A 24,671-nucleotide genomic window follows, 5' to 3' on the forward strand; every position below is an offset into this window, starting at 1 on the left:
AGAAATCGCCGGCGCGGAAGGCCGGCACCATGTCGTTTTCGATGATCAGCTTGGTGTGCAGGTCGGTCAGCGTGCCTTCCAGGCCGTAGCCGACCTCGATGCGCATCTTGCGGTCGTTCGGCGCCACCAGCAGCAGGACGCCGTTGTTTTCCTTCGCCTGGCCGAGTTTCCAGAAGCGAAACAGCCGGTTGGCGTAAGGCTCGATCTCCTCGCCGTCGAGGCTGGGAATCGTCGCGACAACGATCTGGTCGGAGCCTTTTGTCTGGAAATCGGCAAGCTTCCGGGTCAGCGCCGCCTTGGTCGCCGAATCGATGATGCCGGCATTGTCGACGACACGGCCGGTCAGCGCCGGGAGATCAGCGGCGAAGGCCGAGAATGGCAGCGCAAGGATGAGGAGCACGACGGCGACAAGACGAATGACGCGTCGCCCCTCATCGGTCTGCAAGATCACGACGTTTGGCCCGCCGATCACCCGCCCTGCTTCGTGCCGAAATCGACCTTCGGTGTCTGCAGCTTGTCGTCCTCGATGGTGAAATTGGCGAAGGGCTGGTTGCCACGGAACCAGAAGGTCGCCCACAGCACCGAGGGGAAGGTCCTCAGCGTCAGATTGTAGTCCTTGACCGCCAGGATGTAGTCGCGTCGCGCCACCGCGATGCGGTTTTCGGTGCCTTCGAGCTGCGCCTGCAGCGCCAGGAAATTCTGGTTGGCCTTGAGGTCGGGATAGTTCTCGACCACGGCCAAGAGCCGCGACAGCGCGCTGGTCAGGCCGGCCTGGCTGTCCTGGAACTTCTTGAAGGCTTCGGGGTCGTTCAGCGTTTCCGGTGTCACCGTGATCTGGGTGGCCTTGGCGCGGGCTTCGACCACCGCGTCGAGCGTGTCCTTTTCGTGCGAGGCGTAGCCCTTGACCGTCTCGACCAGGTTGGGGATGAGGTCGGCGCGGCGCTGATACTGGTTCAGCACCTCGCTCCATGCCGCCTTGGCGCTTTCCTCTGCCGTCGGGATGGTGTTGTAGCCGCAGCCGGCAAGCAGCGGCAGCACGATCGCCATGATCAGGAAGGCGGGCAGCGTGCGGAACATGGACGGTGAGGCAAGGCGCTGGGCAAGCATGATGGGGTCCCTCGGTAGAAGTTGCATGCGAAGCATTACCACAATCGGCGCGCAAGAAAACGCTCGACCGGCAGGCACTTGCGTGGCACGCCCGATGCCGAAGGCCCTGTGATTGACCGTGCGAACGCGATAAGGTCCTGTCGAAACGGGACATCATCATGGCGGAACGCCAGGACAGCGAGAAGGAATCGCGCCGTATCCTCGAGCGCGTGGCGCGCGAGACGGATCCGGCCGGCAACTCGTTTGTCGCGCGGGCCACGAAAGGCCTGCACGATCACGTCACCGCGGCCGATGCCGATCCTGCCGATCCTATCGAAGTCTGGGGCACCCGCATTGGCCGGACACTCGGCCTGCTGCTGGCGCTGGGCCTGATGATCTGGCTCGTGCTTTACATCATCCGGGGCAGTTAGGAATCAAACAACAATGAGCGCCGAACAAACCGACGCGCCGCGTGCGGTCATCGTCATTTCCAGCCATGTCGCGCGCGGCTCGGTCGGCAACCGTGCCGCCGTGTTCGCGCTGGAGACGCTGGGCTTTCCGGTCTGGGCGGTGCCGACGGTCATCCTGCCCTGGCATCCCGGCCATGGTCGAGCGACGCGCATCGTGCCGCCGCTCGACCAGTTCAAGGCGTTGATGGCCGATCTCGAGCGCGCGCCATGGCTGGGTGAGGTCGGCGCCGTGCTGTCCGGCTATCTCGGCGAGGCCGGCCAGGCCGAGGCCGTCGCCTCGCTGGTCGCCGCGGTGAAGGCAAAGACGCCTGACGCCGTCTATATCTGCGATCCGGTGATGGGTGATTCGGGCGGGCTCTATGTGCCCGAACCGACCGCCATCGCCATGCGCGACCGGCTGATGCCGATCGCCGACATCGCCACCCCCAACCGCTACGAACTGGAATGGATGGCCGGCGCCCCGTTGCCCGACCTGAAATCGGTGATCGCGGCGGCGCTCAATGCCGGGCCATCGACCATGCTGGTCACCTCGGCGCCGTCGATGATGACGGGCGGCACCGGCAACCTGCTGCTCGACGGCAGCCAGGCGCTGCTTGCCGAGCATCGCCTGATCGACAAGCCGCCGAATGGCCTGGGCGACCTGACGGCGGCCGTCTACCTGGCGCGCATCCTGTCCGGCCAGCCGCCGATCAAGGCGCTGCAATCGACGACGGCGGCGGTCTACGAGATCCTGGCGCGAACCGCCAAGCGCGGCGGCGACGAACTGCAGCTCGAAACCGATGCGCAGAGCCTGTCGCACCCGATGGCAATGGTGCAGCTTCGCCACCTCACGCATCCGGAGCGGGACCGCCGGGCGTGACATCGACTGAGGCCCTGCTTGTCGGCGTCGACGGCTGCAAGGCCGGCTGGATTGCCGTCCGGGGCGCGTTTGGCATGGCACCTTCCGTCGCTGTCTTTGCAAGCTTCGCTGCCCTGCTTGCGTCATTCCCCGACGATGCGGTCATCGCGGTCGACATGCCGATCGGCCTGCCCGAGCTTTCGGGCAAAGGCGGACGTGGCCCGGAAGCGCTGGTGCGGCCATTGCTCGGGGCACGCCAATCCAGCGTCTTTTCGATCCCGTCCCGCGCCGCGCTCTATGCCGACACCAACGACTTCACCACCATGGAAGCCTGGTATGCCGCGCATATCAGGGCAAGCGAGGTGGCCAAAACCACATCCGACCCGCCGCGCGGCGTGTCGATCCAGGCGTTCGGCATTTTTGCCAAGATCCGCGAGATCGACGCACTGCTGATCGCGCGACCCGATCTTCGCGGCCGTGTGTTCGAATCGCATCCGGAGGTCGCCTTCTGCCGGCTGAATGGCGATCGGGCCATGCGGCTGCCGAAGAAGATCAAGGGCAGCATCAATCCGGACGGCATGGCGGAACGCAAGGCGCTGCTCTGCCGGCATGGCTATGAGATGGGCTTCCTCGACCAGCCGCCACCACGCGGTGCGGCCGCCGATGACTTCCTCGACGCAGCGGCGATGATGCTGATCGCCGGCCGCATCGCCGATGGCGAGGCACGTCCGTTTCCCGACCCGCCGCTCATCGATCGTGTTGGCATACCGGTTGCCATTTGGGCGTGAGGGTGCCTGCGAGAGTCGCGCTTCGTGCCTGGCTTTTACGACAAGCTCCTACAATTCTGCATTGCTCGCGACGGGCTTTTGCCGCTAGAGGCTTCTCTCGACTGCAACGAGCTGCCGCCTCCAACCCGGAAAGGCCTTAGCCGCCCATGCCTCACCTTCCCGACCATCTCCTCGCCGGCTACCGCAATTTCATGAGCGGCCGCTATCTCACCGAGAGCGGACGCTATCGAGAGCTTGCCCGCGAAGGCCAGGCGCCGGAAACGATGATCGTCGCCTGTTGCGACTCCCGCGCAGCCCCCGAGGCGATCTTCGACGCCGGGCCCGGCGAACTCTTCGTGCTGCGCAATGTCGGCAATCTGGTGCCGCCCTACGCACCGGACGGCGAATTCCATTCGACCTCCGCCGCGCTCGAATTCGCCGTGCAGAGCTTGAAGGTCAAGAATATCGTCGTCATGGGCCATGGCCGCTGCGGCGGCATCCGCGCCGCGCTCGACACCAATTTCGCACCGCTGTCACCCGGCGACTTCATCGGCAAATGGATGAGTCTCATCGCACCGGCCGCCGAAACCGTGTCCTCCAGCACCTTCATGACGGCGTCGGAGCGTCAGACCGCGCTGGAGCGGATTTCGATTCGCTATTCCATCGCCAATCTCCGGACCTTCCCTTGCGTCTCGATCCTCGAAGGCAAGGGTCGGCTGTCGCTGCACGGCGCCTGGTTCGACATTTCGACTGGTGAACTCTGGGTGATGAACAAGGAGACCGGCGATTTCGAGCGGCCGGAGCTGGGATGAACGCAGCGGCGCGCAAGGTGGTGAACCTCCGGTCGACCGTTTTTACGGCGGCCGCGCTGCTGATCGCGACTATTGCCGCCCGCGCCGATGATCGCGCCATCATCAGCCGCTGGTATTCGGCGCTGCTGGTCGCCGACCGCACGGAACTGTCCGACCTGCTTGCCGACGATGTCCGCATCAAGTTGGACGACCTCGGCATTGTGCAAAGCAAGCAGGAATTCATCGCCTCCATCGACGAATGGAAAGATGCGGTTGCCGGTGCTGCGATCCGGCACAGGATCGAGAAGAGCGAAGGCGGCGTCACCACGGTGGTCGCCTGTTACGATTTCCCCAACAACGACATGCTGATGCAGGAAACCTTCGCGGTGGCCGACAACCGCATCACCGCCAGTTCGCAAGCGGCGATCGCCGAGAACTGCGACGGCTTCTGAGGCGGATATCGGCCACCTGTGATATTGCGGGTCCGCCGGCCGCGTCCTACATCGGTACCGACCCACCCCGCCGCCTTCATCAACGAAAGACTGTCCATGCATTCCACGAAAGCCGTCGACCTCGCCGCCCATCCGCTGACCGCGTGGCAAGGGCCGCTCGGCCTGCCTGATTTCACGCGCATTGGCGACGGCGATTTTTCCCCGGTCCTTGATGCGGCCCTGAAGGCGCATGAGGCCGAGATCGAAGCGATCGCCGGCAATGAAGATACACCGACCATCGAGAACACGCTTGCCGCGCTGGAACTCGGCGGCGAGGCGCTCGACCGTGTCTCGTCGATCTTCTGGTGCCGCGCCGGCGCCCACACCAATGAAACGATCCAGGCGCTGGAACGCGACATCTCGCCAAAGATGTCCAGGCATTTCTCGGCGATTTCGATGAATGAGAGGCTGTTTGCCCGCATCGACGATCTCTATCAGCGCCGCGAGAGCCTGAAGCTCGACGCCGAGACGCTGCGCGTGCTGGAGAAGACCTGGAAAGGCTTTGTCCGCTCGGGCGCGAAGCTTGATGCCGAGGGCAAGAAGCGGCTGGCCAAAATCAACGAGGAGCTGTCCTCGCTCGGCACCAGCTTCGGGCAGAATGTGCTGGCCGACGAGCGCGACTGGGCGCTGTTGCTCGACGAGGCCGACCTTGCCGGCCTGCCGGACTTCCTGAAAAGCTCGATGGCCGAAGCCGCCGAAATGCGCGGCCAGAAGGGTCGCTATGCCGTCACCCTGTCGCGCTCGATCTATGAGCCGTTCTCGACCTTTTCGGAGCGCCGCGACCTGCGCGAGACCGCTTTCCGCGCCTTCACCATGCGCGGCCAGAATGGCGGCGCCACCGACAACACATCCGTAGTACGCGACATGCTGAAGCTGCGCGCCGAAAAGGCGAAGCTGCTCGGCTACCCCTCCTTCGCCGCGCTGAAGCTCGACGACACCATGGCCAAGACGCCGAAGGCGGTGCACGCGCTGCTTGATCCCGTGTGGGAGAAGGCGCTGGAAAAGGCCGCGGCCGACCGGACCGACCTGCAGCGGCTGGCGACGCAGGCAGGCAGCAACGAAAAAATCGCCGCCTGGGACTGGCGCTTTTACCAGGAGAAACTGCGTGCGGAGAAGTTCGCTTTCGACGAGGCCGAGCTGAAACCCTATTTGCAGCTCGACCGGATCATCGACGCCTGCTTCGACGTGGCGACACGGCTGTTCGGCATCACTTTCGAGGAGAAGAAGGGCATTGCCGCCTGGCACCCCGACGCGCGCGTGTTCGTGGTGAAAAATGCCGACGGCAGCGAGCGCGGCCTGTTCCTCGCCGATTATTTCGCTAGGCCGTCAAAGCGATCCGGCGCCTGGATGAGCGCGCTGCAATCCGGCTATGGGCTTGGCCACGGCTCGAAACCGGTGATCTACAACATCATGAACTTCGCCAAGCCGCCGGTCGGCGAGCCGGCTCTGCTGTCGGTCGACGAGGCGAAGACGCTGTTCCACGAGTTCGGCCATGCGCTGCACGGCATGCTGACCGACGTCACCTGGCCGTCGGTAGCGGGCACCTCGGTCAGCCGCGATTTCGTCGAACTGCCCTCGCAGCTCTACGAGCACTGGCTGACCGTGCCGGCGGTGCTGGAAAAGCACGCTTTGCATGTGAAGACCGGCAAGCCGATGCCCAAGGCGCTGCTCGATAAGATGCTGGCCGCGCGGACTTTCGGCGCTGGCTTTGCAACTGTGGAATTCACCGCTTCCGCCTTGATGGACATGGCCTATCATGCGCGGGCGGATGCGCCGCAGGAGCCGCTTCGTTTCGAAACCGAAACGCTCGAAAAGCTTGACATGCCGGACACTATCGCGATGCGCCATCGCACCCCCCATTTTGGCCACGTGTTTTCCGGTGACGGCTACTCCGCCGGCTACTACTCCTACATGTGGTCGGAAGTGCTCGATGCCGACGCCTTTGCCGCTTTCGAGGAGACGGGCGACCCCTTCAACCCGGCACTCGCCGAGCGGCTGCGCAAGAACATCTACGCCGCCGGCGGCTCGAAAGACCCGGAAGAGCTCTATACGGCGTTTCGCGGCAAGATGCCGTCGCCGGAAGCAATGATGGTGAAGCGCGGGCTGGTGTAGCGCTGGGTAATCTCCCCCCTCGAGGGGGAGATGGCCGCGAAGCGGCCAGAGGGGGTCGTCGCGCGTGAAGCGCCGACCTCGCGCAGAAGAAGGCCGAGCCTGGTTGGACCGACCCCCTCTGTCGCCTTCGGCGACATCTCCCCCTCAAGGGGGGAGAATATCAGCGTCACCCTCCCAAGGATCCGCCACCCGCGGCCAGATCGGCCGCGTTAGCTTGGTGTAGTTGGTCACCGCTGGATTGCTGGGATACGAACTCGGTGCCGAGACATAGATGATCTCGGCGGCGATCGGCTCGAAGCCGGCGTAGAAATGATTGGTCGACTTGATCAGCAGCATGTCCTTGGCCAGCGGATCGACGCCGATATTGGAAAAGATATCCGGCTCGAAGGTCTGCGTGCGATTGGTGTTGAGGATGATATCGACCTCGGTGCCTTCGATGCGAACCAAGGCCGTCGGCCCAAGCGTCACCCGGCTTGGCCCGAAACTTTGCCAACCCTCCGGAACCGCCTTCAGCACCTTGACGCGTGCGTCGATCGGTTCGCCGGCCTGCGGCCCGGCCTTTCCGCCGAAACGCAAGTCGATGACCGCGCCCTCGCCCGCCGCCAGGCAGAAGGTGACTGCGATCGGATCCCAGATCGTCGCCACGCCAAATTTGTCCAGGCCACGCGCCAGCATCTGGCGCAGCACGAAGGTGCCGTCGCCGGGAACGCCGCCGCCAGGATTGTCCCAGATATCGGCAATGACCACCGGCTTGCCCGGATTTTCAGCGCGCACGGCCAGCGCCCGATCGATGCCGTCGGCGGCGCTCAGCATGGTCATCGCCGTCTTCTCGCGCAGCGCGTAGAGCTCCCGCCCCAGCTTCTCAGCCAGCGCGTCGCCCTTGGCCTTGTCATTGTCGGTGACGACCAGGAGGCGAGTGCCCATCTCGGCCACATCGGCCGCCATGAAGCCGTGGATGACCGAGACCGACAGCACGCCGTCCCTGCCATGCAGCGCCTTGATACGGTCGACAAAGGAGCGCATCGGCTCGCGGCTGGTCGGCAGTACCTGGATCATGCGGCAGTCGAAGGTCGAGATGACAGGCTTGATCTCGCCGCGCGCTGCTGCCAGGCCGAGCTCGACGACATGTTCGCCGCGCTCGTAGAAATCGGTGTGCGGAAATTCAAGGAAGTAGGCGAGGATGTCCGAGGCCGCCACGCGCTTCGGCGTCAGATGGCTGTGCGGATCGAGTTCGACCGCGATCACCACGTCCGGTCCGACCATGTCGCGGACGCGCTCGAGCAGATCGCCTTCGCAGTCGTCATAGCCTTGCGCCACCATGGCGCCATGCAGGCCGAGGATCACCGCATCGACCGGCAGCGCCGCCTTGAGCTGGCCCAGGATCTCGTCGCGCAGCGCCTCGTAGGTCTGTCGCTGCACCAGGCCGCCCGGCTCCGCCCAGGTGGCGGTGCCCTCGATGACATCGAGGCCTTCGGCGACTGCCCGCCGGCGCAGCGCGACCATCGGCGAGGAGCACAGCGTCGGTGTTTCCGGATGCTTGCCGGGCCCGGCATAGAAGGCCATCTCGAACGAGGCCCGGTCGGTCGGCACCGGCGAGAAGGTGTTGGTTTCCGTCGCCAGCGAGGCGGTGAAAATGCGCATGAAAGCTCCGTCGTGAATAGGCGCTATTTGACCGCTCCGAGCGCCAGCCCGCGGACGAGGTAACGTTGCAGCCAGATGAACAGGATGGCCACCGGCAAGGTCGCCAGCAGCGTCGCGGCCATGACGTGGTGCCATTCGATCGTGTAGCGGCCGGCGACCAGCGAAAACACCTGGATCGGCAGCGTGTAGCTTTCCTGGCTGCGCAGCATGGTGAGCGCGACGACGAATTCGTTCCAGGCATTGATGAAGGTGAAGATCGCGGTCACCGCGATCGCCGGCAGGCACAGCGGCAGGAACACCTTGCGCAAGGTCAGCCAGCGGCCGGCGCCTTCCATCCAGGCCGCCTCCTCGAGATCGCGCGGAATGGTGTCGAAATAGCTCTGCAGCATCCACACCGTGAAGGCGACGTTGAAGGCCATGTAGATGAAGCCAAGCGCCGTCGTGCTCTCGACCAGCCCCCAGGCGGCCATCAGCCGGAACAGGCCGAGCACCAGCACGATCGGCGAGATCATCTGCGAAATCAGCAGGAACTGGCGCAAGGCGCCGTATCCGGCAAAGCGGAAGCGCGACATCGCGTAGGCCGCCGGAACCGAGATCAGGATGGCGCCGACGGTGGCGATCACGGACACGTAGAGCGAATTCATCAGCGCCTGGCCGAAGCCGGTCGCCACCCACATGTCGGAGAAGTTGGACCAGCGGAACTCGCTCGGCCACCAGGTCGGCGACAGCACTTCCTGTCGTGGCTTGACTGCGGTCAGGAACATCACGGCGAAGGGAAAGAGCGTCACCACGATCAGCGGCGCCAGCAGCAGCCAGGCGATGATCGAACGCTTCAGCTTGCCCGTCATGAGCCGATTTGTCATGCGCGTTGCTCCCGCATCGCCAGCCGCACATAGATCATGGTGAAGACCAGCAATATGGCGAACATCACCAGCGACACCGCCGACGCTTCGCCGAGTTTGCCGATGCGGAAGGCCAGCTTGTAGAGATGGGTGACCAGGATGTCGGTCGAGTTGGCCGGCCCGCCTTGCGTCATCACCCAGATGATCGGGAAGGAATTGAAGACGTAGATGGTGTTGAGCACGATGGCGATGTTGATGAACGGCTTTAAGAGCGGAAAGGTGATTTCGCGGAACTGCTGCAGCGGCGTCGCCCCTTCGAGCGCCGCCGCCTCGTAGAGATCGTCGGGGATCGACGACAGGCCGCCAAGGAAGATCGTCGTCGTGAACGGCACCGTCACCAGGATGCCGATCAGCACCTGCATCGGAAAGGCGGTCTCGGCACTCGCCAGCCACTGGATGTTGTGGTCGATAAGGCCGAGGCCGATCAGCGCCGAATTCAGCATGCCGCTTTCGCCGCTCAGCGCCCAGCGCCAGACCACCGCGGTCATGGTCAGCGACACCGCCCAGGGCAGCATGATGATGACGCGGGCAATACCCCGGCCATGGAAATCGGTGTTGAGGATCATCGCCACCGGGATCGACAGCAGCAGCGCACCGCCGACGACCATCACGGTCCATTGGCCGGTGCGCCAGAGCGCGGCCATGAAATCGGGATCGGCAGTGAGTGCCGCGAAATTGGCGAAGTCGTTGAATTCACGAAGCTGGCCGAAGCGGTTGACATCATGCGTCGAGATCTGGATCAGGTCCCAGACCGGCCAGAAGATAACGACCGCCGCCAGGAACAGGCTGGGCAAGGTCAGGAGATAGGGCAAGAAACGGTTTTGCATCGGCTGGCTTTATACCGTGTTGGACATCAGTAGTGCTGGCGTGCCAGCTCGGGTCAATCTCGCATATCAGTCCTGGTCTGGAGCAGCGCTTCAGGCTTTGAATTTCCTGCCGGCATAGCGGCCAGCCCCTTTCTCCCCGTCACGGAGAGAAATGCCCGGCAGGGCAATGAGCGGCACTGACATCGACGAATCTGTTTTTCCGCTGAGATGTGTGGCGCGCCCCGCCTGAGTGGGACGCGCCACGGGCGCAGGGAGATACGCCCTATTTCTTCAGCACGGCGTTGGCCTTGGCGGCTGCGTCTTTCAAGCCTGCCTCGGGGTCGCCGCCGAGATAGATCTTCTGCATGGCGTCCGACGTGATCTGGGCAACCTCTTCCCAGCCCGGAATGACCGGCGCGAAGCGGGCGTCGGGCAGCAGCGCCGTGAATGCCGCCAGATCGGCATTGTTGACGTAGTAGTCCATTTTCGCCTCTTCCTTGTTCACCGGCAGGAAGCCTTCGCCCTGTGTGAACTTGGCACGCTGTTCCGTGGTGAACAGGAAGTCGAGCAGCTTCCAGGCCTCGTCCTTGTTCTTGGAGTTCTTGAACATGATGATGGAATCGGTGACGCCATAGGTGCCGCGCGCGCCGGTCGGTCCGGCCGGAATGGCCGCCACGCCATACTTCAGGTTCGGCGCCTCGTCCTTGATCTGGTTGGACAGGAAGGGTGCGGTGATCATCATGCCGACCTTGCCCTGCTTGAACAGGTTCTGCACGTCCTCGCGGTTGTTGGATGTGACGCCGGGCTCCGTCAGCCCTTCGTCGATCATCGACTTGTAGAGCTTGGCCGCTTCAAGCGCGCCTGGCGTGCTGAGGCCGGAGGTGCCGTCCTTGTTGAGGATTTCGGTGCCGTAGGACCACATCGCGTAGTAGTAATAGACGTCGGTCTCGATCTCCTTGCCCTGCAGGCCGAAACCGAAGGTGCCGGACCCGAGCGCCTTGATCTTGCGCGCGTCTTCCTGCAGTTCGGTCCAGGTTGCCGGCGGATTGGCGATGCCGGCTTTTTCGAACAGCTCCTTGTTGTAGTACATGGCGCGCGCCGAGGCCGCGATCGGCAGGCCGTAGGTCTTGCCGTCCATGATCGAGGGCGACAGGAAGGTGTCGATGAAGCGGTCCTTGAAGTCGGGCTTGATGTAGCTGTCGAGCGGTTCGGCGACATCCTGCTGGACGAAGTCGATCAGCCAGCGCGTGCCGATGATCGACAGATCGGCATTGGTGCCGGCGGTGATGTCGGTGGTCAACTTCTGCAGCAGCACATCCCAAGGCACCACCTCGAATTTGACGGTGATGCCCGGGTTCGCCGCCTCGAATTCCTTCTTGACGTCGCCGAAATAGGGAGCAGTCTTGGCGCTGTACTCGGCGACGGTGACGCGCACCTCACCCGCATCCGCCTGCGCCGCGATTGCCAGCATGCTCATTCCGGCCATCAGGCCGACTGTCCATTTTGCAAGGCTCATTTGATCTCTCCCATTTTGATTTTGCGCCTGCGCGCCTCTTCGTTGCCGGAGCAGAAGATTTATGTGACTTTCCTACATTATCGATGATTTGAAGGCTTGCAAGCAGATTATTTTGTTGCAAAATTACATTCGCAGGCCTAGGCATTGCACGATCTGTCAGGACTCCCGGAGGATGACGCACGGTGGTTTCGCGACCCAAGTTCGAAGGTGGGGCCAAGTTCGAAGGCAGGGCCGAATTCGAAGGCAAGACTGTCGTGGTGACGGGTGCTGGCGGCGGCCTCGGCACCGCCATCGTGGCGCTGATGGCGCATAGAGGCGCCAGGGTCATAGGCTGCGATCAGTCGAGCGAGGCGTTGAAAAGCCCGCATTTTGCTTCCCGCCACGTCTTCGATCTTCTCGACAAGGCGTCGATAGCCACGGCGATCGCCGCGATCCTCGAGCGGGATGGCGTGCCCGACATTCTCATCAACAATGCCGGCTGGACGCGCGCCGAGACGATTTCGGCGCTCGATCCCGACAGAATAGAGCAGGAACTCGGCCTCAACCTGGCCGGCGTGATGAACTTCGCCGATCCGCTGGTCAAGGCGATGGCCAGCCGAGGCTCCGGTAGCGTCGTCTTCATCTCGTCGGTCAACGCCATCGCGCATTTCGGCAATCCCGCCTATGCCGCGGCCAAGGCCGGCATCAACGCCTATGCCAAGGCGATCGCCGTCGAGCTCGGCCGCAGCGGCCTGCGCGCCAATGTCGTCTGCCCCGGATCGATCCGCACCGCCGCCTGGGACCACCGCCTTGCCAAGGATCCCGAAATCCTCGGCAAGCTGCGGCGGCTCTATCCGCTTGGCCGCATCGTCAACGCTTCGGAAGTGGCGGAAGCCGTCGCTTTCCTTGCGTCCGATCGCGCATCTGGAATAACAGGCGTGGTGATGCCCGTGGACGCGGGGCTGACCGCCGGTTGCCTGCCCTTCATCGACGACATTCTGGGAGCGTGACCATGACCGACGTCGAATTTCGCGACCTGTCGAAATCCTTCGGGCAGCACAAGATCCTCGAAAACATCAGCCTCGATATCAAGAGCGGCGAGTTCGTCGTGCTGGTCGGCCCATCCGGCTGCGGCAAGTCGACCTTGCTGCGCATGCTGGCCGGGCTGGAGACGATCACCTCCGGCGATCTGTTGATCGGCGGCGTGCGCGCCAACGCGCTGCCGCCGCAGCAGCGCAACATCGCCATGGTGTTCCAGTCCTATGCGCTGTTTCCGCATCTGACGGCAGCGGACAATATCGGCTTTGGCCCGAAGATACGCGGCGAGGCGCGCGAGTCGGTCGACCATAAGGTCAAGAAGGCGTCCGGCGTTCTCAATCTCTTCTCCTATCTCGACCGCTACCCCCGCCAGCTGTCGGGTGGCCAGCGCCAGCGCGTCGCCATGGGCCGCGCCATCGTGCGCGAGCCGTCGGTGTTTCTGTTCGACGAGCCCTTGTCCAACCTCGACGCGCAATTGCGCGTGCAGATGCGCGTCGAGATCAAGGCGCTGCACCAGCGGTTGAAATCGACGATCGTCTATGTCACCCACGACCAGATCGAAGCCATGACCATGGCAGACCGCATCGTGGTGATGGACCGCGGGCGGATCCAGCAGGTCGGGGCGCCGCTGGAGCTCTATGACAGGCCGGCCAACAAGTTCGTCGCCAGCTTCCTCGGCTCCCCGTCGATGAGTTTCGTCTCGGGCTCTCTCAGGACATCGCCTGAGAAAACCTGGTTCGAATCGGCCGGTGGCGGGCGGCTTGCGCTTGCCGGCAAACAGGTACCCGCGGGCAGTGCGGTGGAGGCCGGCATCCGGCCCGAGCACTTCGTCATCGGCGAGGCTGCCGGCGCGATGGCGATCAAGGTGGATGTCGTCGAGCCGACCGGCTCCGAAACCCATGTTTATGGCGCCATCGGCGCTGATATAGTGCGCGCCGTGTTCCGCGACAGGGTGCCGGTCAGGCCGGGCGACCTGCTGCCGGTGACCGTCGACCCCGGCAACGTCCACCTGTTCGACAAGGCGACGGGCCTGCCTCTATGAAAACATCAGCATGAAGACGCCGGCCGACATCATCACGCGCTTGCAACTGACGCTGCAGGACGGAACGAAGTCGGATCGCAAGCTTGCCGGCTTCGTGCTGGCAGACCTCGACTTTGTCTCCAAGGCGGCGATTTCGGAAATTGCCGCGCGCGTCGGCGTCAGCGAGCCGACGGTGACGCGGTTCTGCCGCAACCTCGGTTGCGAGGGGGTGCGCGACTTCAAATTCTATCTGGCGCAAGCCATCGCCATCGGCGGCCAGTATCTGTCACCGGAGCCGTTGAGCCGCGATGCCCGCGAACAGCGCATCGCGTCCGCCATCACCGAAGCGGCGATATCGGCCATCCAGCGCGCCAGCGAAAACCTCGATATGACGACGCTGGTCGCCGTCGCCGCACGCATCGCCGTTTCCGGCAATGTGCTGTGCATCGGTTCCGGCGGCATTTCGTCGATGATGGCGACCGAGATGCAGAACCGGCTGTTCAGGCTGGGCGTGTCGGTGCTGGCGCAGATAGACGGACAGCTGCAGCGCATGTACGCAGCCGTTGCCACGCCCGACACCACGCTGATCGCCTTCTCTGTCTCCGGCTATGCGCGATCGGTCATCGATGCGGCGCAGGTCGCCCAGCAATATGGCGCCACCACCATCGCCATCACCCCGCCGGACTCCGCACTCGCCAAGGTCGCCGACACGGTCATCAATTTCCAGTCGCTGGAAGACGGCAACATCTACAAGCCGACATCGTCGCGCTATGCGCTGCTGTCGATCGTCGACATGATCGTCACGTCGGTCGCCGAGACGCGCGGACCAAGGGTTCTCGAAAATCTGCGCCGCATCAAGCAGAGCGTGAACACGTTGAAAGTCGACGATCCCCGTTTGCCGCTGGGGGATTGACCCCCACCGAAGGGCATCAGGACTGCTGGCCGAGCCCTTCGATCCTTTTCGCCAACGCCGCCGGATCACCCGCGATACGCAGTGTCTTCAGCCGGGCGGTGCCACCGGCGACAATCGATACAGTCGAAGCCGGCACGCCCAGCGCCTTGGCAATCAGCTTTTCAAGTGCATGATTGGCGGCGCCGTTTTCCGGCACGGCGCGGACGCGGGCCTTGAAATGGCTTCGTCCGTCCGCTGATGTCTCGACGCCTTCGAGCCTGTCCAGCGCAGCCTTTGGCGTCAGCCGGACAAACAGCTCGACGCCACCATCGCGCAGGCGGAAAGGGCTCACAGGATCAGAGGCGCCACCGTGGTGAGTATGAACTGCCGCAGGAAGAACAGGACCAGAAGCAGGATGATCGGCGAGATGTCGATCCCGCCAAGGTCCGGCATGAAACGGCGGATCGGCCGCAACGCCGGCTCGGTCAGGCGGTAGAGCATGTTGCCGATACTGCCGACGAACTGGTTTTTCGAATTGACGACGTTGAAGGCGTAGAGCCAGGAGAAGATCGCCGAGGCGATGATGATCCACCAGTAGAGGTCAAGCGCCATGACGATTGTTTGAATGAGGGCGAGCATGCCAGTCTCCAATTGTTGCCGACATGTAGCCATTGCAGGCGAAACCGGCAAGGGTCGCCTGCCGCAGCGCGCCGGCCTGACGCCCGGCAGCCAGGAATTTCGCCGAAACGCCGCCTTGACAGGAAACCACGGCGCCCGATAAATGCCCCATCCGCTGGACGGGGCTGTAGCTCAGCTGGGAGAGCGCGTCGTTCGCAATGACGAGGTCAGGAGTTCGATCCTCCTCAGCTCCACCAGCGGAATAATCGATTTCTGCTTTCCACGACAGGAGAAACGCACCGCGCTCGCCTGCCGGCGATATTTGTTGTGCCAACACGCCTGTGAAGGCCGCACGCGCTACTGCGCGCCCGTCTCGCGATATCTGACAAAACCGTGGTCAATTGTCCCCGAACCCAGTGTCCCCGGCCTGCCGCCGGTTTCCGAGAGCTTGTTCAACCAGATGATCCGGCCGCCCAGCCCATCGATCGCGGGAGGCACCTATTTCACTTATTTCTCGATCCCGGCCCGGCGACCTCTTGATGCGTTCGGTAACCTTCGTGCGGCGCGAAGCCGAACTGGTCACCTTCAGAAGGGTCACCGGGTGGTCGGAGCGCCGGGGGCCGACATGGGCGGGCGGGCGCGCGGCAATCACTATGGGGTGGCGACCTCGCGCCTGAACTGGATCTATTTCAGCGGCATCAATCGCCGCCAGACTGGCGAGCCGTCGCTGATCTCCGTGCAATGGGCTCCGATCTCCGAACCGGTGCTGATAGGCAAGGCCATGCTTCTGACAGAGGCCGGGCCGGCATTCGTGTCCGTCATCATGCGGCGCGACATTGTCAACATCCGCCCAAGGGTTGCCATCAGCATGGCACATGTCATCAGGCTCGACGATCCGAGCGTCGATCAACTGGTGGCCAGCCCTCACTCGGGAAGGACTGGGTTAATCCCTTCGATCGCCGTGGCTTACGCTAAATAAGAATAAGCATGATGCCGAAAAAGCGTATGCTAGCGATTGTCTGCTCTGTATCTGGATAAAATCGATATTTTACACTTCAGCGCGAGGAAAGATAATTCATCCGCCTGCCTTGGCGCGCGGATTTACTACGATTTTAACATACCATTAACTCTTTCGACCTTACCTTTCTTGGCGTGGGTCCGGTTTGAGGGGCCTTTCAACGGATCCCGATGGGGTCAGGAAACGGATGAAAATAGCTAGGAAAGTGAACGCCGCTCCGGAAGAAGCCTCGTATTCCGCGAGTCAATCGATCAATTAGTCGGCTCAGTATGGTCGGTAACGCGTTCCCTAGGTTCCACCAGAGACAGGAGCAGAACATGTCAAATCAGTCCTTACGTCAGTCGGAAATCGATAATCTTCAATATATTTCGTCGATGACCAATGAGCTCGTGCAGATGGCCGAAGCAAGCCGTTTTCCCATGATCTCCTATCTGCTGGGCATGGCCTATGCGGAAGCCTTCGACGTGCTTCGCGGCGCACGGCCGGCCAGGCATACGCAGCTCAGCGGCAACCCGCTGCACCCCCAGGCGCGGGCAAAAGACAATCGTGCCGCCCAGCCCCGAAGGGCGTAGCGGTATGCACTCGTCAACCGCGTGCGCGGTTGCCGGCTCGGCATCACCGGTCAGGCAGACAGTCTCTGGGGCGGTGGACGCCTTCCACGCCCATTTCGACTTCATGATACAGACCATCGAGATTGACGGCGCCGACGACCCGAACCTCAGACGCACGAAATGCCGCTTCCATCTGGAGCAGGTCGAGGCCCTTTGCCTGTCGCTGAGCTATTGGCCCGGGTTTGCCCTAGCCTCTAGTTGCGCAGGCTGAATACGAATGGCGCCGTTCGGCTCTGGCGTGAGCCGAGTTCCGGCGGCGGTGCCGGCACCGTGGCGCCTTGCAGCACGGCCAGTGCCGCGCGGTCCAAATCCGCATCTCCGGAAGAGCGAGAGAGCCTGGCGGACAGGACCCGGCCGGACGAGTCGACCGTGAAGGCGACATACGGCTTGCCTTCCACGCCTCTGGCCTTGGCCGAACTGGGATAGCGCGTGTGCCGCCTGATCCAGGCGCCCAGACGGGAGTCCCATTTGCTGGCGTCGCCGGAGCGTGACGTCGATTGTGCCGACTTCGGCGCGGCGGTCCTGGCCGCCGGCTTTGCATCGGCACTGGCGACGGTTGCCGTCCTTGGCGGCGCCGCCTTCTCCTTCTTCGGACGCGGCTTGGGCTTCTCGACAGGCTTTTTCGCCTTGGCCTCGGCCGGTTTCTTGTCCTTGATCACCTCGACCGGTTTCGGCTGCGGCAAGGGAATGACGACCTCGGGCGCTACAGCCTCGACAATATCCGGGACGACCTCATCCGGCGGTGGCTGGTCGACCTGCTCGGCCATCTCGGTCTGGGTGGGCTCGGTCTCGTCGGGCGGGACGGCTTCCGGCTGTTCCTCCGCCTCCTCGACCGGCTCTTCGGGCGTCGGCTCGGCCTGATCGGGCTTCACCGCGTTCGGCGCCGCAACCTGTTCCTCCACGGCCGGCATCACCGCCATCGGCGCCATCTCGATCACCAGGGCCGGCGGCGGACCGCCGTCCGGGTCGGTGACCATCGTGAAATTCTGCATGGCATAGGCGACCGCGACATGGGCTCCGAGGACCAGCGCGGCGGCACTGGCCCACAAACCAAAGTCGCGCCAGCCGAAGCGCGACAACTCAACCGAGGGCAAGGCGGCCGCATGCATCATGGCCCCGCTGCCGGCGCCGCCTCGAGGCCGACCAGCGCGATCTTCAGATAGCCGGCGCCGCGCAGCAGGTTCATCGCGTCCATCAGGTCGCCATAGGCGACCGCCTTGTCGGCGCGCAGGAAGATGCGCGTCTGCTTGTCGCCTTTTGTCCTGCTGTCCAGCGAGGCGGCGAAAGCCGGGCGCGGCACGCTGTCGTTGCCGATCGCCAGCGTCAGATCGTCCTTCAGAGTCAGGAACAGCGGCGTTTCGGGCCGTGGCGCGGGCGTTGCGGTCGAGCCCGGCAGGTCGACATTGACATCCACGGTCGCCAGCGGTGCCGCGACCATGAAGATGATCAAAAGCACCAGGATGACATCGATGAAGGGGGTGACGTTGATCTCGTGGCTTTCCTCGAGATCGTCATCCATGGTCGGTCGGATTCTGCTGCCCATGGCGCTACTCCGCCGCCAGCGCCGTTGCCGGCGCGACCGTGCGATAATCGAGGTCGCGGCTGACCAGCCGTTCGACGCCCGCCGAGGCATCGGCGAGTATCTGCCGGTAGCCGGCTATCGAGCGGGCGAAGACATTGTAGATGACGACGGCCGGTATCGCCGCGACAAGGCCCATCGCGGTGGCCAACAGCGCTTCGGCGATGCCCGGCGCGACCACGGCGAGATTGGTGGTCTGCGCCTGCGAGATGCCGATGAATGCGTTCATGATGCCCCAGACGGTGCCGAACAGGCCGACGAAGGGCGCGGTCGAACCGATCGTCGCCAGCACGCCGGTGCCGCGCGACATGCGCCGCGACGCCGCCGCCTCGATGCGCGACAGGCGCGACGTCACCCGTTCCTTCAGCCCATCACCGGAGACATGATCGAGCGCGCCGGCCGAAAGCGCGGTCTCCTCCTCGGCCGCCCGCACCAGAAGCGCACCGGGGCCGCCGCCGCGGTCGAGCGCGCGGCTGGCCTGCTTCAGCGTGGCGGCATCGCCGATCGCCCGGACGGCGCGCCGGATGCGCAGCTTGCCACCAAAGATCTCCAGCGATTTCGCCAGCCATATCGTCCAGGTGACGAGTGAGGCGAAGGCTAGCCCGATCATCACCGCCTTGACGATGATATCGGCCGCCATGAACATGCCCCATGGCGACAGGTCATGCGGCAAGGTCAGCTCCGTTGCCGGCGAAGATCCGGCCTCGGCCGGCAGGGTCGTGTTCGGCTGGTTGGCTGGCTGCACCGGCGCCATCGTGGCCGGCGGGACGACTGCCGGTGCGGCGGATGCCGGTGCAACGGGCGCCGGAGTAGCGGGTGCCGGCGCGGCGGGTGCCTCGATCGCGGGGGCGGCTCCGGCCGGTTGCTCCTGGGCGGTCGCGCTGCCGACCGACAGGATGACGGATGCGACCAACGCCGCCAACAAACCACTTTTCGACAACAGCTTCTTCCTTGTTCTCACAGCGGTCGGCCGCTTTCTGTTTCCCACCGCCGCATCAGATCTCGTCACTGCACATATCCGACAGGCTGGCCGGTGACGGGGTGCGCGAACACGCCCATCTCGACGCCGAAAATGCCCTTCAGCACATCGCCGCGCATGATTTCGCGGGGCGTGCCGCGCGTCAGCAGCTTGCCATCCTTCAGTGCGATCAGTTCGTCGCAGTAGCGCGCCGCCATGTTGGGATCATGCAGCACCACGACGACACAGAGGTCGCGTTTGCGGCTGAGATCCTTGACCAGCCCGAGCACCTCGACCTGATGGGCGATGTCGAGCGCCGAGATCGGTTCGTCGAGCAGCATGACACCGGCATTCTGCGCCACCAGCATGGCCAGCCAGGCGCGCTGGCGTTCGCCGCCGGACAATTCGTCCACCAGCCGATCCGCGAAACCTTCCATGTCGGTCAGGACCAGCGCCTCGTCGACATGCTGCCTGTCCTCGGCGCGGAAACGGCCAAGCGCGCCATGCCAGGGATAGCGCCCGAGCGTCGCCAGTTCGCGCACCGTAAGACCTGTCGCCGCCGGCGTCGTCTGCGGCAGATAGGCAAGCGCGCGGGCGAGTTCTCGCGCGCCCCATTGCAGAAGCGGGCGCCTGGCGAAGGTGATGGCGCCCGAGCTTGCCGGCTGCTGGCGCGCCATGAGCTTGATCAGTGTCGACTTGCCCGAACCATTGTGGCCGATCAGCCCGTAGACGCGCGAGCGCTCCAGTTCGAGCGAAACCGGACCGAGCAGCGTTCGCTCGCCGACAGCAAAGCGCACCGCGTCGATATGGAAGGCAGTTTGGGCATCAATTCCAGCCATGGTCATGGCTTTTCTCCAGTGCGGCCGCCCGCATTTCCAGATTCCGGGTTTCGACGGGCCGATGCCGGTTGACTAGGAAACATGACATTACTAGTCAAGATTGAAGATGACTACAACGATCAACAAATCAATGCGACTGCCGCAAACAGGTCCCGCCCGGACAACGGTGGCGACCGCGTCGTTGTCGAACCCAGTTTGCACAGCGAACTGATCCGCGCCGGCGGTCGCCGCAGGACATCATAGTCGACAAGACCTGCAACAGCGCCTTCACCTATACGGATTTCGAGCTTGTGCTGCGTGCGCAAGGCATCACGCATCTGCTGTTTTCCGGATGCACCACGGATGTCTGCGTCCACACCACGCTGCGCGAGGCCTGCGACCGCAATTTTCAATGCCTGACGATCTCGGACGCTTGTGCCAGTGGCGACAGACAAGCCCACGAAGCCGCGCCTCACATGGTGACAGTCGAGGACGGCATCTTCGGCGCGCTGACGGATTCAGCCGCCGTCATGCAAGGCCTGTCGCAGCTTGGCGACAGGCCTGAGGCAACGAAGGGCTGAAGGCTCCTTAGTCCGCTACGCGCGCTTCCATGCCCGCGCGCGGCGCAAACGCCCCGGGCTGGAATTCTTCGGTCTCGCGGCGCGCCAGCGAGTTGCGCAGAAGGGCGATCGTTTCCCGGCCGACGGTTGTGATCTCACGCGGCGTGTCGACGCCGACAATCATGAATTCGTCGATCCCGAGAGCCGCATAGGCAAGCAGCGACAGGGCGGCCTGGGCCGGCGGCCCGGCCACGTCGACCGCCTTGAGGCCGGGGGCGGAAGCACTCTGGTGGATCCTGACCGGAAGCGCAAAGCGCAGCTTGCCGGCCCGGCCATGTTCGGCGGCGGCGCCGCGCACCCGCTCCATCAGCTGCCGGACCTCATCGATCGAGCCCGGCGCCAGTTCGAAGACATCGGCATGCCGGCCGGCCACCTTGACCGCCGTTCCGGATTGTCCGCCCATGCGGATGATCAGGTCGGCGCCGTGCGGACCCTTGCGCGGCACATAACCGCCCTTGATGCTGTAGAACGCGCCTTCATGGTCGAAGGGCCGGTCGTTCGACCAAAGCCGCTTGAGCAGCACCAGATATTCGTCGATACGCTGCCAGATGACGGTGTGCCCGACCGGCCGTGTTTCGGCATCGGCGTCGCTCAGCGGCTCGCTGATCATCCGCAGCGCCAGCCGCCCGCCGCTTTTCCTGTCGATCGATGCAAGCTGGCGGGCCGCCACGGTCGGTTCAACCACGCCCGCCCAGTGCGTTAGCACGACTTCCAGCGACAAGGTCCGGTCCAGCACCTGGGCAGCAAGATCCATATTGGTCAGCAGCCCGGCCGAATCGTCGACGACGATCTTGCGGAAACCGCCGTCCTCGATCAGTCCGAGCTTGGTCGCGGTCTCGGCAAAGTCGTAGAAAAAGGGAACCGCGGCGTCGGCGGTCTTGCCAGGAACATGCGTGAACTCGATCGGCATTGCCATCTCCTCCGTTGTGTCGGGCGCGCGCAAGCGCACCGAGGATTCGGTTCATTCAACTCCGATTGCCTAGAAGCGGCGGGGCAGCTAATCCCGGCCTATCTGACGGATTCTAGGGGATGAGGCCCAGAACAACTGCCCCGGTGAACACAAACGCAAGGGCAAAGACCACATAGGCGAAAGCGCCGGCATAGGCCGGGCGAAAGGTCTGGGCATTGGCCAGCCTCTGGCCGTTGCGATCCGTCTGGGCGTTCTGGATATAGGACATATCGGCCTCCGTCTCGCTGGTTAATCTATAAAACTTGTAGACTTTGTCGATTGCTATTTTCAGCCCCTCGCCAGAAAGATTTTCTACTGAGCCGTCACAAATTGGTACCTGCTTGCTGAGCGAGCCCGCAGGGCCATCATTTCGGGCGGCGCGACGGGAATGGGTGGAGCGGCCTCGGGGCTGTTCGTCGCCGAGGGCGCCAAGGTGGCGATCATCGACCGCAATGGCGAGGCGGCCGCGGCCACCGTGGCGGCGATACGCGCGCGGGGCACATAACCGAACACTGGGTGGTCGACGTCTCCGACGAAGCCCAGGTCGAAGTGGCAGTGAAGGGTGCTATCGAAAAGCTCGGGCCGGTCACCGTGCTGTTCAACCACGCCGGCACCATCGTGATAAAGCGTTCCTGGAGACGACGGTCCAGGAATGGGACTGGCTGCATGCCGTCAACGTCCGCTCGATGTTCCTGATGACGCGCGCCGTGCTGCCCGGCATGATTGCGGCCGGCGGCGGCTCGATTGACTGCACTTCATCGATCTCGGCGGTGGCGGCGACTCCGAACGAGGTGCTCTACGACACCACCAAGGGCGCCTGCCACATGTTCGCGCGGGCCATCGCCGTCGAGCTCCGCGACCGCAACATCCGCTGCAACGCGGCCTGCCCCGGCTTCATCCGCACGCCGCACGGCCTGCGCGAGGTCGCCGATCTCGGCAGGCTCGGCATCGACGTCTCCTCCGGAGGGAGAGGAAAGGACACCAAGTCCTGCTCGTCTACCGCTCCTCGCGCCGAAACGGCTTGAGCAGCGCCGACGGCGCCACCGCGTTGCGTGACATCACCGCCATCGCGACGATGGTGAAAATGAACGGCAGCATCAGGAACGCCTCATAGGGGATGTGGCCTAGCCCACTCGCCTGCATGCGCAGTTGCAAGGCATCGACGAAGGCAAACAGCAGTGCCGCACCCGCCGAGCGCCATGGGTCCCAGCGGCCGAACACGACCAGCGCGATCGCCACCCAGCCGCGCCCGGAGACGACGCCGAAGGTGAAGGCGTTGAACTGCGCCATCGACAGGAAGGCGCCGGCCAGCCCCATCAGCGCACCACCGAGAATGACCGCCTGGAAGCGCGTGGCAATGACGCTGACGCCGGCCGAATCGGCGGCGCGCGGGTTTTCGCCGACCATGCGCACCGACAGGCCCCATGGCGTGCGGTAGAGTACGAAAGCGGCAAGCGGAATGGCCAGGATCGCCATGTAGACCAGCGCGAACTGGTTGAAAACCGCCGGCCCGAGCACCGGAATGTCCGAGAGGACCGGAACCGGAAGTGTCCGAAAACCCTTGATGTTCGGCGGCACCGATTGCTGGCCGAAGATCAGTCGGTAGAGGAAATAGGCAAGGCCCGAAGAGAACAGCGTCACGCCAATGCCGCAGACATGCTGGCTGAGGCCGAGCACCACCGTGAACAGCGCATGCAGCGCGCCCATCAGCATGCCGGTCAGCACGGCCGCCAGCACGCCGAGCCACAGGCTGCCGCTGAGGCTGGCGGCGGTGAAGCCGGTCATCGCCGACAACAGCATGATGCCTTCGATGCCCAGGTTGAGCACGCCGGCCCGCTCGGAGAACATCTCGCCGAGCGTGGCAAAAGCCAGCGGCGTGGCGATGCGGATGATGGCGGCGAGGAAGCCGACCTGAAAGATCTGTTCGAACACCGCGCTCATCGGGCGGCTCCCACGCGGCGGATGCGATAAGCGGTGAACAGCAGCGCCACCAGCATGGCAAGCAATGCGGTGCCCTGGATGACGTCACTGAGGAAGGCCGGCACGCCGGTCGCCCGCGACATCGCCTCGGCGCCGGTCATCACGGCGGCAAGGAAGATCGCAGCCGGCACGACGCCAAGCGGGTTGAGCCGCGCCAGCATGGCAACGACGATGCCGGAATAGCCGTAGCCCGGCGAGATGTCGCTCATCACCTGGAAATGCACGCCGCCGACCTCGCCGACACCGGCGAGGCCGGCCAGCGCACCGGACAGCAGCGCCGTAGAGATCAGCACGCGCTCGACATGGATGCCGCCATATCTGGCGGCTTCGGGATTCTCGCCGATGACCCTGATCCTGAAACCGAGCGTCGTGCGCACGATCAGGAACCAGATCAAGGGTGCCGCGATCAGCGCCACGACGACGCCGAGATGCAGCCTTGTGCCTTCGAGCAGCACCGGGAAATTCGCCGAATCCTCGATCGGCGGCGAGATCGGGTAGCCGCTGAAACTGTCCTTCCACGGCCCCTCGATCAGCGCCATCAGCGCATAGTAGATGACCGAGTTGAGCAGCAGCGAACTGACGACATCATCGACCTTGAACTTCACCCGTAGCGTGGCGGGAACGAGCGCCACTGCCGCACCAGCGGCGGCACCGGCCACCGCCATCAACACCATGGCAAGCGGTCCCGGCATGGGGATGGCGCCGACAAAGCAGCCGGCCACCGCGCCGGCCAGCAATTGACCCTCGGCGCCGATGTTCCAGAATTTTGCCCGGAAGGCGACGGCCACCGCCAGCCCGGTGAAGATCATCGGTGCTGCACGCACCATCGTTTCGGTGATCGCATAGCTGTCACCCAGCGAGGCCGTGAACATCACGCCATAGGCCTCGAGCACGCCGGCGCCGGCCAGCGCGATGAGGCCGCTGCACAAGATGAGCGTTGCTCCGATCGCCAGCAATGGCAAAGCGAGGTTGAACCAGGCAGGAGTGCTTGCACGGACTTCCAGGCGGAACATTAGACGGCACCCTCTGTTCGGTCTGTCGAACAAGGATTCTGACGAAGAGGGACCCCCACCCCTAGCCCCTCCCCACAAGGGGGAGGGGAACTCTCGGAGGCGCTGACCACGACAAAACGGCTGAAGTTTGGGCTCGGAAGCTGTGTGAACGGAGCGC

At 63.9% G+C, this 24,671-nt stretch carries 26 protein-coding genes, 1 tRNA gene and 4 pseudogenes; 14 read left to right on the forward strand and 17 right to left on the reverse strand.

Annotation, left to right across the window (positions count from 1 at the left end):
• Together NKG99_RS08060 and NKG99_RS08065 are read right to left on the reverse strand one after the other, a co-directional pair.
• The coding region (locus tag NKG99_RS08060; RefSeq protein ID WP_352866577.1) for a TPM domain-containing protein at positions 1-418 on the reverse strand (418 nt) is incomplete at its 3' end.
• A 50-nt stretch (positions 419-468) separates the two neighbouring features.
• Entirely contained in the window at positions 469-1,107 is a 639-nt protein-coding gene (locus NKG99_RS08065; protein WP_352866100.1) for a LemA family protein, read from the reverse strand.
• A gap of 158 nt (positions 1,108-1,265) precedes the next feature.
• Here NKG99_RS08065 and NKG99_RS08070 point away from each other — a divergent pair, with 158 nt between their 5' ends.
• The 6 genes from NKG99_RS08070 to NKG99_RS08095 all read left to right on the forward strand — a co-directional run bounded on the left by NKG99_RS08070 (position 1,266) and on the right by NKG99_RS08095 (position 6,555).
• Positions 1,266-1,517 carry a hypothetical protein gene (locus NKG99_RS08070; RefSeq protein ID WP_352866105.1) on the forward strand — a complete coding sequence of 84 codons (252 nt, stop codon included), beginning with the start codon at positions 1,266-1,268 and terminating at the stop codon, positions 1,515-1,517.
• Between the two features lie 13 nt (positions 1,518-1,530).
• A complete protein-coding gene (pdxY, locus tag NKG99_RS08075) occupies positions 1,531-2,415 on the forward strand; it encodes a pyridoxal kinase PdxY (protein ID WP_352866108.1) in 885 nt (294 codons plus the stop codon).
• Entirely contained in the window at positions 2,412-3,182 is a 771-nt protein-coding gene (locus NKG99_RS08080; protein WP_352866110.1) for a DUF429 domain-containing protein, read from the forward strand. The genes pdxY and NKG99_RS08080 overlap by 4 nt, the downstream gene beginning before the upstream one ends.
• Positions 3,183-3,328: 146 nt before the next feature.
• Positions 3,329-3,973: a carbonic anhydrase gene (locus tag NKG99_RS08085; RefSeq protein ID WP_352866113.1), complete on the forward strand. Its 645-nt coding sequence runs from the start codon at positions 3,329-3,331 to the stop codon at positions 3,971-3,973.
• Positions 3,970-4,404, forward strand: a complete 435-nt coding sequence (locus NKG99_RS08090) for a nuclear transport factor 2 family protein (protein ID WP_352866115.1) — start codon at positions 3,970-3,972, stop codon at positions 4,402-4,404. Before NKG99_RS08085 ends, NKG99_RS08090 begins: the two co-directional genes overlap by 4 nt.
• A 96-nt stretch (positions 4,405-4,500) precedes the next feature.
• Positions 4,501-6,555 carry a M3 family metallopeptidase gene (locus tag NKG99_RS08095; RefSeq protein WP_352866117.1) on the forward strand — a complete coding sequence of 685 codons (2,055 nt, stop codon included), beginning with the start codon at positions 4,501-4,503 and terminating at the stop codon, positions 6,553-6,555.
• Positions 6,556-6,699: 144 nt separating this feature from the next.
• Here the strand turns inward: NKG99_RS08095 and NKG99_RS08100 are convergent, their stop codons facing one another.
• The 4 genes from NKG99_RS08100 to NKG99_RS08115 all read right to left on the reverse strand — a co-directional run bounded on the left by NKG99_RS08100 (position 6,700) and on the right by NKG99_RS08115 (position 11,420).
• On the reverse strand, positions 6,700-8,196 hold the full coding sequence (locus NKG99_RS08100; protein ID WP_352866120.1) for a M81 family metallopeptidase: 1,497 nt from the start codon (positions 8,194-8,196) through the stop codon (positions 6,700-6,702).
• A gap of 23 nt (positions 8,197-8,219) precedes the next feature.
• Entirely contained in the window at positions 8,220-9,044 is an 825-nt protein-coding gene (locus NKG99_RS08105; protein ID WP_352866580.1) for a carbohydrate ABC transporter permease, read from the reverse strand.
• An 11-nt stretch (positions 9,045-9,055) separates the two neighbouring features.
• Entirely contained in the window at positions 9,056-9,925 is an 870-nt protein-coding gene (locus NKG99_RS08110) for a carbohydrate ABC transporter permease (protein WP_352866122.1), read from the reverse strand.
• A gap of 262 nt (positions 9,926-10,187) precedes the next feature.
• A complete protein-coding gene (locus tag NKG99_RS08115; RefSeq protein ID WP_352866124.1) occupies positions 10,188-11,420 on the reverse strand; it encodes an extracellular solute-binding protein in 1,233 nt (410 codons plus the stop codon).
• A 182-nt stretch (positions 11,421-11,602) separates the two neighbouring features.
• Between NKG99_RS08115 and NKG99_RS08120 the strand changes: the two genes are divergently transcribed.
• Genes NKG99_RS08120 through NKG99_RS08130 form a run of 3 tightly spaced genes read left to right on the forward strand, consistent with a single transcriptional unit; the run spans position 11,603 to position 14,371 of the window.
• Complete coding sequence (locus NKG99_RS08120; protein WP_352866126.1) at positions 11,603-12,409, forward strand: SDR family oxidoreductase; 807 nt, start codon at positions 11,603-11,605, stop codon at positions 12,407-12,409.
• Between the two features lie 2 nt (positions 12,410-12,411).
• Positions 12,412-13,479 carry an ABC transporter ATP-binding protein gene (locus NKG99_RS08125; RefSeq protein ID WP_352866129.1) on the forward strand — a complete coding sequence of 356 codons (1,068 nt, stop codon included), beginning with the start codon at positions 12,412-12,414 and terminating at the stop codon, positions 13,477-13,479.
• A gap of 10 nt (positions 13,480-13,489) precedes the next feature.
• Positions 13,490-14,371, forward strand: coding sequence for a MurR/RpiR family transcriptional regulator (locus NKG99_RS08130; RefSeq protein WP_352866131.1), 882 nt, complete (start codon positions 13,490-13,492; stop codon positions 14,369-14,371).
• 16 nt (positions 14,372-14,387) lie between these two features.
• Here NKG99_RS08130 and NKG99_RS08135 read toward each other — a convergent pair whose 3' ends face one another.
• Together NKG99_RS08135 and NKG99_RS08140 are read right to left on the reverse strand one after the other, a co-directional pair.
• Positions 14,388-14,702: a DUF167 family protein gene (locus NKG99_RS08135; RefSeq protein WP_352866134.1), complete on the reverse strand. Its 315-nt coding sequence runs from the start codon at positions 14,700-14,702 to the stop codon at positions 14,388-14,390.
• The gene (locus NKG99_RS08140) at positions 14,699-14,989 is read right to left on the reverse strand and encodes a YggT family protein (protein ID WP_352866137.1); all 291 of its coding nucleotides are present in this window, start codon (positions 14,987-14,989) and stop codon (positions 14,699-14,701) included. Before NKG99_RS08140 ends, NKG99_RS08135 begins: the two co-directional genes overlap by 4 nt.
• 160 nt (positions 14,990-15,149) lie before the next feature.
• Here NKG99_RS08140 and NKG99_RS08145 point away from each other — a divergent pair.
• Both NKG99_RS08145 and NKG99_RS08150 read left to right on the forward strand, forming a co-directional pair.
• Positions 15,150-15,225, forward strand: a tRNA-Ala gene (locus NKG99_RS08145).
• Positions 15,226-15,374: 149 nt separating this feature from the next.
• Positions 15,375-15,915: pseudogene (locus NKG99_RS08150) on the forward strand (XRE family transcriptional regulator); the annotation flags it as partial.
• A gap of 24 nt (positions 15,916-15,939) precedes the next feature.
• Here the strand turns inward: NKG99_RS08150 and NKG99_RS08155 are convergent.
• Positions 15,940-16,017 (reverse strand): annotated as a pseudogene (locus tag NKG99_RS08155) (helix-turn-helix domain-containing protein); the annotation flags it as partial.
• Positions 16,018-16,303: 286 nt separating this feature from the next.
• Between NKG99_RS08155 and NKG99_RS08160 the strand changes: the two are divergent.
• Complete coding sequence (locus NKG99_RS08160) at positions 16,304-16,558, forward strand: hypothetical protein (protein ID WP_352866140.1); 255 nt, start codon at positions 16,304-16,306, stop codon at positions 16,556-16,558.
• A gap of 233 nt (positions 16,559-16,791) precedes the next feature.
• Here the strand turns inward: NKG99_RS08160 and NKG99_RS08165 are convergent, their stop codons facing one another.
• The 4 genes from NKG99_RS08165 to NKG99_RS08180 form a co-directional block, all read right to left on the reverse strand.
• Positions 16,792-17,709 (reverse strand): TonB family protein, encoded by a 918-nt coding sequence (locus NKG99_RS08165; RefSeq protein WP_352866143.1) that lies wholly within the window; start codon positions 17,707-17,709, stop codon positions 16,792-16,794.
• Positions 17,706-18,140 (reverse strand): TonB system transport protein ExbD, encoded by a 435-nt coding sequence (gene exbD / locus NKG99_RS08170; protein ID WP_352866146.1) that lies wholly within the window; start codon positions 18,138-18,140, stop codon positions 17,706-17,708. Before exbD ends, NKG99_RS08165 begins: the two co-directional genes overlap by 4 nt.
• Positions 18,141-18,144: 4 nt before the next feature.
• A complete protein-coding gene (gene exbB / locus NKG99_RS08175) occupies positions 18,145-19,116 on the reverse strand; it encodes a tonB-system energizer ExbB (protein ID WP_352866148.1) in 972 nt (323 codons plus the stop codon).
• 65 nt (positions 19,117-19,181) lie between these two features.
• Positions 19,182-19,973 (reverse strand): ATP-binding cassette domain-containing protein, encoded by a 792-nt coding sequence (locus NKG99_RS08180; protein WP_352866583.1) that lies wholly within the window; start codon positions 19,971-19,973, stop codon positions 19,182-19,184.
• A gap of 221 nt (positions 19,974-20,194) precedes the next feature.
• Between NKG99_RS08180 and NKG99_RS08185 the strand changes: the two are divergent.
• A pseudogene (locus NKG99_RS08185) lies at positions 20,195-20,533 on the forward strand (cysteine hydrolase family protein); the annotation flags it as partial.
• A gap of 7 nt (positions 20,534-20,540) precedes the next feature.
• Here the strand turns inward: NKG99_RS08185 and NKG99_RS08190 are convergent.
• Together NKG99_RS08190 and NKG99_RS08195 are read right to left on the reverse strand one after the other, a co-directional pair.
• Positions 20,541-21,482 carry an LLM class flavin-dependent oxidoreductase gene (locus NKG99_RS08190; protein ID WP_352866151.1) on the reverse strand — a complete coding sequence of 314 codons (942 nt, stop codon included), beginning with the start codon at positions 21,480-21,482 and terminating at the stop codon, positions 20,541-20,543.
• A 112-nt stretch (positions 21,483-21,594) separates the two neighbouring features.
• Positions 21,595-21,750, reverse strand: coding sequence for a hypothetical protein (locus NKG99_RS08195; RefSeq protein ID WP_352866152.1), 156 nt, complete (start codon positions 21,748-21,750; stop codon positions 21,595-21,597).
• Positions 21,751-21,909: 159 nt separating this feature from the next.
• Between NKG99_RS08195 and NKG99_RS08200 the strand changes: the two are divergent.
• Positions 21,910-22,480: pseudogene (locus NKG99_RS08200) on the forward strand (SDR family NAD(P)-dependent oxidoreductase); the annotation flags it as partial.
• 37 nt (positions 22,481-22,517) lie between these two features.
• Here the strand turns inward: NKG99_RS08200 and NKG99_RS08205 are convergent.
• Together NKG99_RS08205 and NKG99_RS08210 are read right to left on the reverse strand one after the other, a co-directional pair.
• On the reverse strand, positions 22,518-23,462 hold the full coding sequence (locus NKG99_RS08205; protein ID WP_352866154.1) for an ABC transporter permease: 945 nt from the start codon (positions 23,460-23,462) through the stop codon (positions 22,518-22,520).
• Positions 23,459-24,514: an ABC transporter permease gene (locus NKG99_RS08210; protein WP_352866156.1), complete on the reverse strand. Its 1,056-nt coding sequence runs from the start codon at positions 24,512-24,514 to the stop codon at positions 23,459-23,461. Before NKG99_RS08210 ends, NKG99_RS08205 begins: the two co-directional genes overlap by 4 nt.
• Positions 24,515-24,671 lie beyond the last annotated feature (157 nt).

The sequence above is a fragment of the Mesorhizobium sp. M1409 genome (genome assembly GCF_040317535.1).
GTDB lineage: Bacteria > Pseudomonadota > Alphaproteobacteria > Rhizobiales > Rhizobiaceae > Mesorhizobium.

Excerpts from the sequence above, each read along its gene's own strand:
- NKG99_RS08065 (WP_352866100.1), bottom strand. The coding sequence starts at position 1,107 with ATGCTTGCCCAGCGCCTTGCCTCACCGTCCATGTTCCGCACGCTGCCC.
- NKG99_RS08070 (WP_352866105.1), top strand. The coding sequence starts at position 1,266 with ATGGCGGAACGCCAGGACAGCGAGAAGGAATCGCGCCGTATCCTCGAG.
- pdxY (WP_352866108.1), top strand. The coding sequence starts at position 1,531 with ATGAGCGCCGAACAAACCGACGCGCCGCGTGCGGTCATCGTCATTTCC.
- NKG99_RS08085 (WP_352866113.1), top strand. The coding sequence starts at position 3,329 with ATGCCTCACCTTCCCGACCATCTCCTCGCCGGCTACCGCAATTTCATG.
- NKG99_RS08090 (WP_352866115.1), top strand. The coding sequence starts at position 3,970 with ATGAACGCAGCGGCGCGCAAGGTGGTGAACCTCCGGTCGACCGTTTTT.
- NKG99_RS08095 (WP_352866117.1), top strand. The coding sequence starts at position 4,501 with ATGCATTCCACGAAAGCCGTCGACCTCGCCGCCCATCCGCTGACCGCG.
- NKG99_RS08100 (WP_352866120.1), bottom strand. The coding sequence starts at position 8,196 with ATGCGCATTTTCACCGCCTCGCTGGCGACGGAAACCAACACCTTCTCG.
- NKG99_RS08105 (WP_352866580.1), bottom strand. The coding sequence starts at position 9,044 with ATGACGGGCAAGCTGAAGCGTTCGATCATCGCCTGGCTGCTGCTGGCG.
- NKG99_RS08110 (WP_352866122.1), bottom strand. The coding sequence starts at position 9,925 with ATGCAAAACCGTTTCTTGCCCTATCTCCTGACCTTGCCCAGCCTGTTC.
- NKG99_RS08115 (WP_352866124.1), bottom strand. The coding sequence starts at position 11,420 with ATGAGCCTTGCAAAATGGACAGTCGGCCTGATGGCCGGAATGAGCATG.
- NKG99_RS08125 (WP_352866129.1), top strand. The coding sequence starts at position 12,412 with ATGACCGACGTCGAATTTCGCGACCTGTCGAAATCCTTCGGGCAGCAC.
- NKG99_RS08130 (WP_352866131.1), top strand. The coding sequence starts at position 13,490 with ATGAAGACGCCGGCCGACATCATCACGCGCTTGCAACTGACGCTGCAG.
- NKG99_RS08140 (WP_352866137.1), bottom strand. The coding sequence starts at position 14,989 with ATGCTCGCCCTCATTCAAACAATCGTCATGGCGCTTGACCTCTACTGG.
- NKG99_RS08160 (WP_352866140.1), top strand. The coding sequence starts at position 16,304 with ATGTCAAATCAGTCCTTACGTCAGTCGGAAATCGATAATCTTCAATAT.
- NKG99_RS08165 (WP_352866143.1), bottom strand. The coding sequence starts at position 17,709 with ATGATGCATGCGGCCGCCTTGCCCTCGGTTGAGTTGTCGCGCTTCGGC.
- exbD (WP_352866146.1), bottom strand. The coding sequence starts at position 18,140 with ATGGGCAGCAGAATCCGACCGACCATGGATGACGATCTCGAGGAAAGC.
- NKG99_RS08180 (WP_352866583.1), bottom strand. The coding sequence starts at position 19,973 with ATGGCTGGAATTGATGCCCAAACTGCCTTCCATATCGACGCGGTGCGC.
- NKG99_RS08190 (WP_352866151.1), bottom strand. The coding sequence starts at position 21,482 with ATGCCGATCGAGTTCACGCATGTTCCTGGCAAGACCGCCGACGCCGCG.
- NKG99_RS08195 (WP_352866152.1), bottom strand. The coding sequence starts at position 21,750 with ATGTCCTATATCCAGAACGCCCAGACGGATCGCAACGGCCAGAGGCTG.
- NKG99_RS08205 (WP_352866154.1), bottom strand. The coding sequence starts at position 23,462 with ATGAGCGCGGTGTTCGAACAGATCTTTCAGGTCGGCTTCCTCGCCGCC.
- NKG99_RS08210 (WP_352866156.1), bottom strand. The coding sequence starts at position 24,514 with ATGTTCCGCCTGGAAGTCCGTGCAAGCACTCCTGCCTGGTTCAACCTC.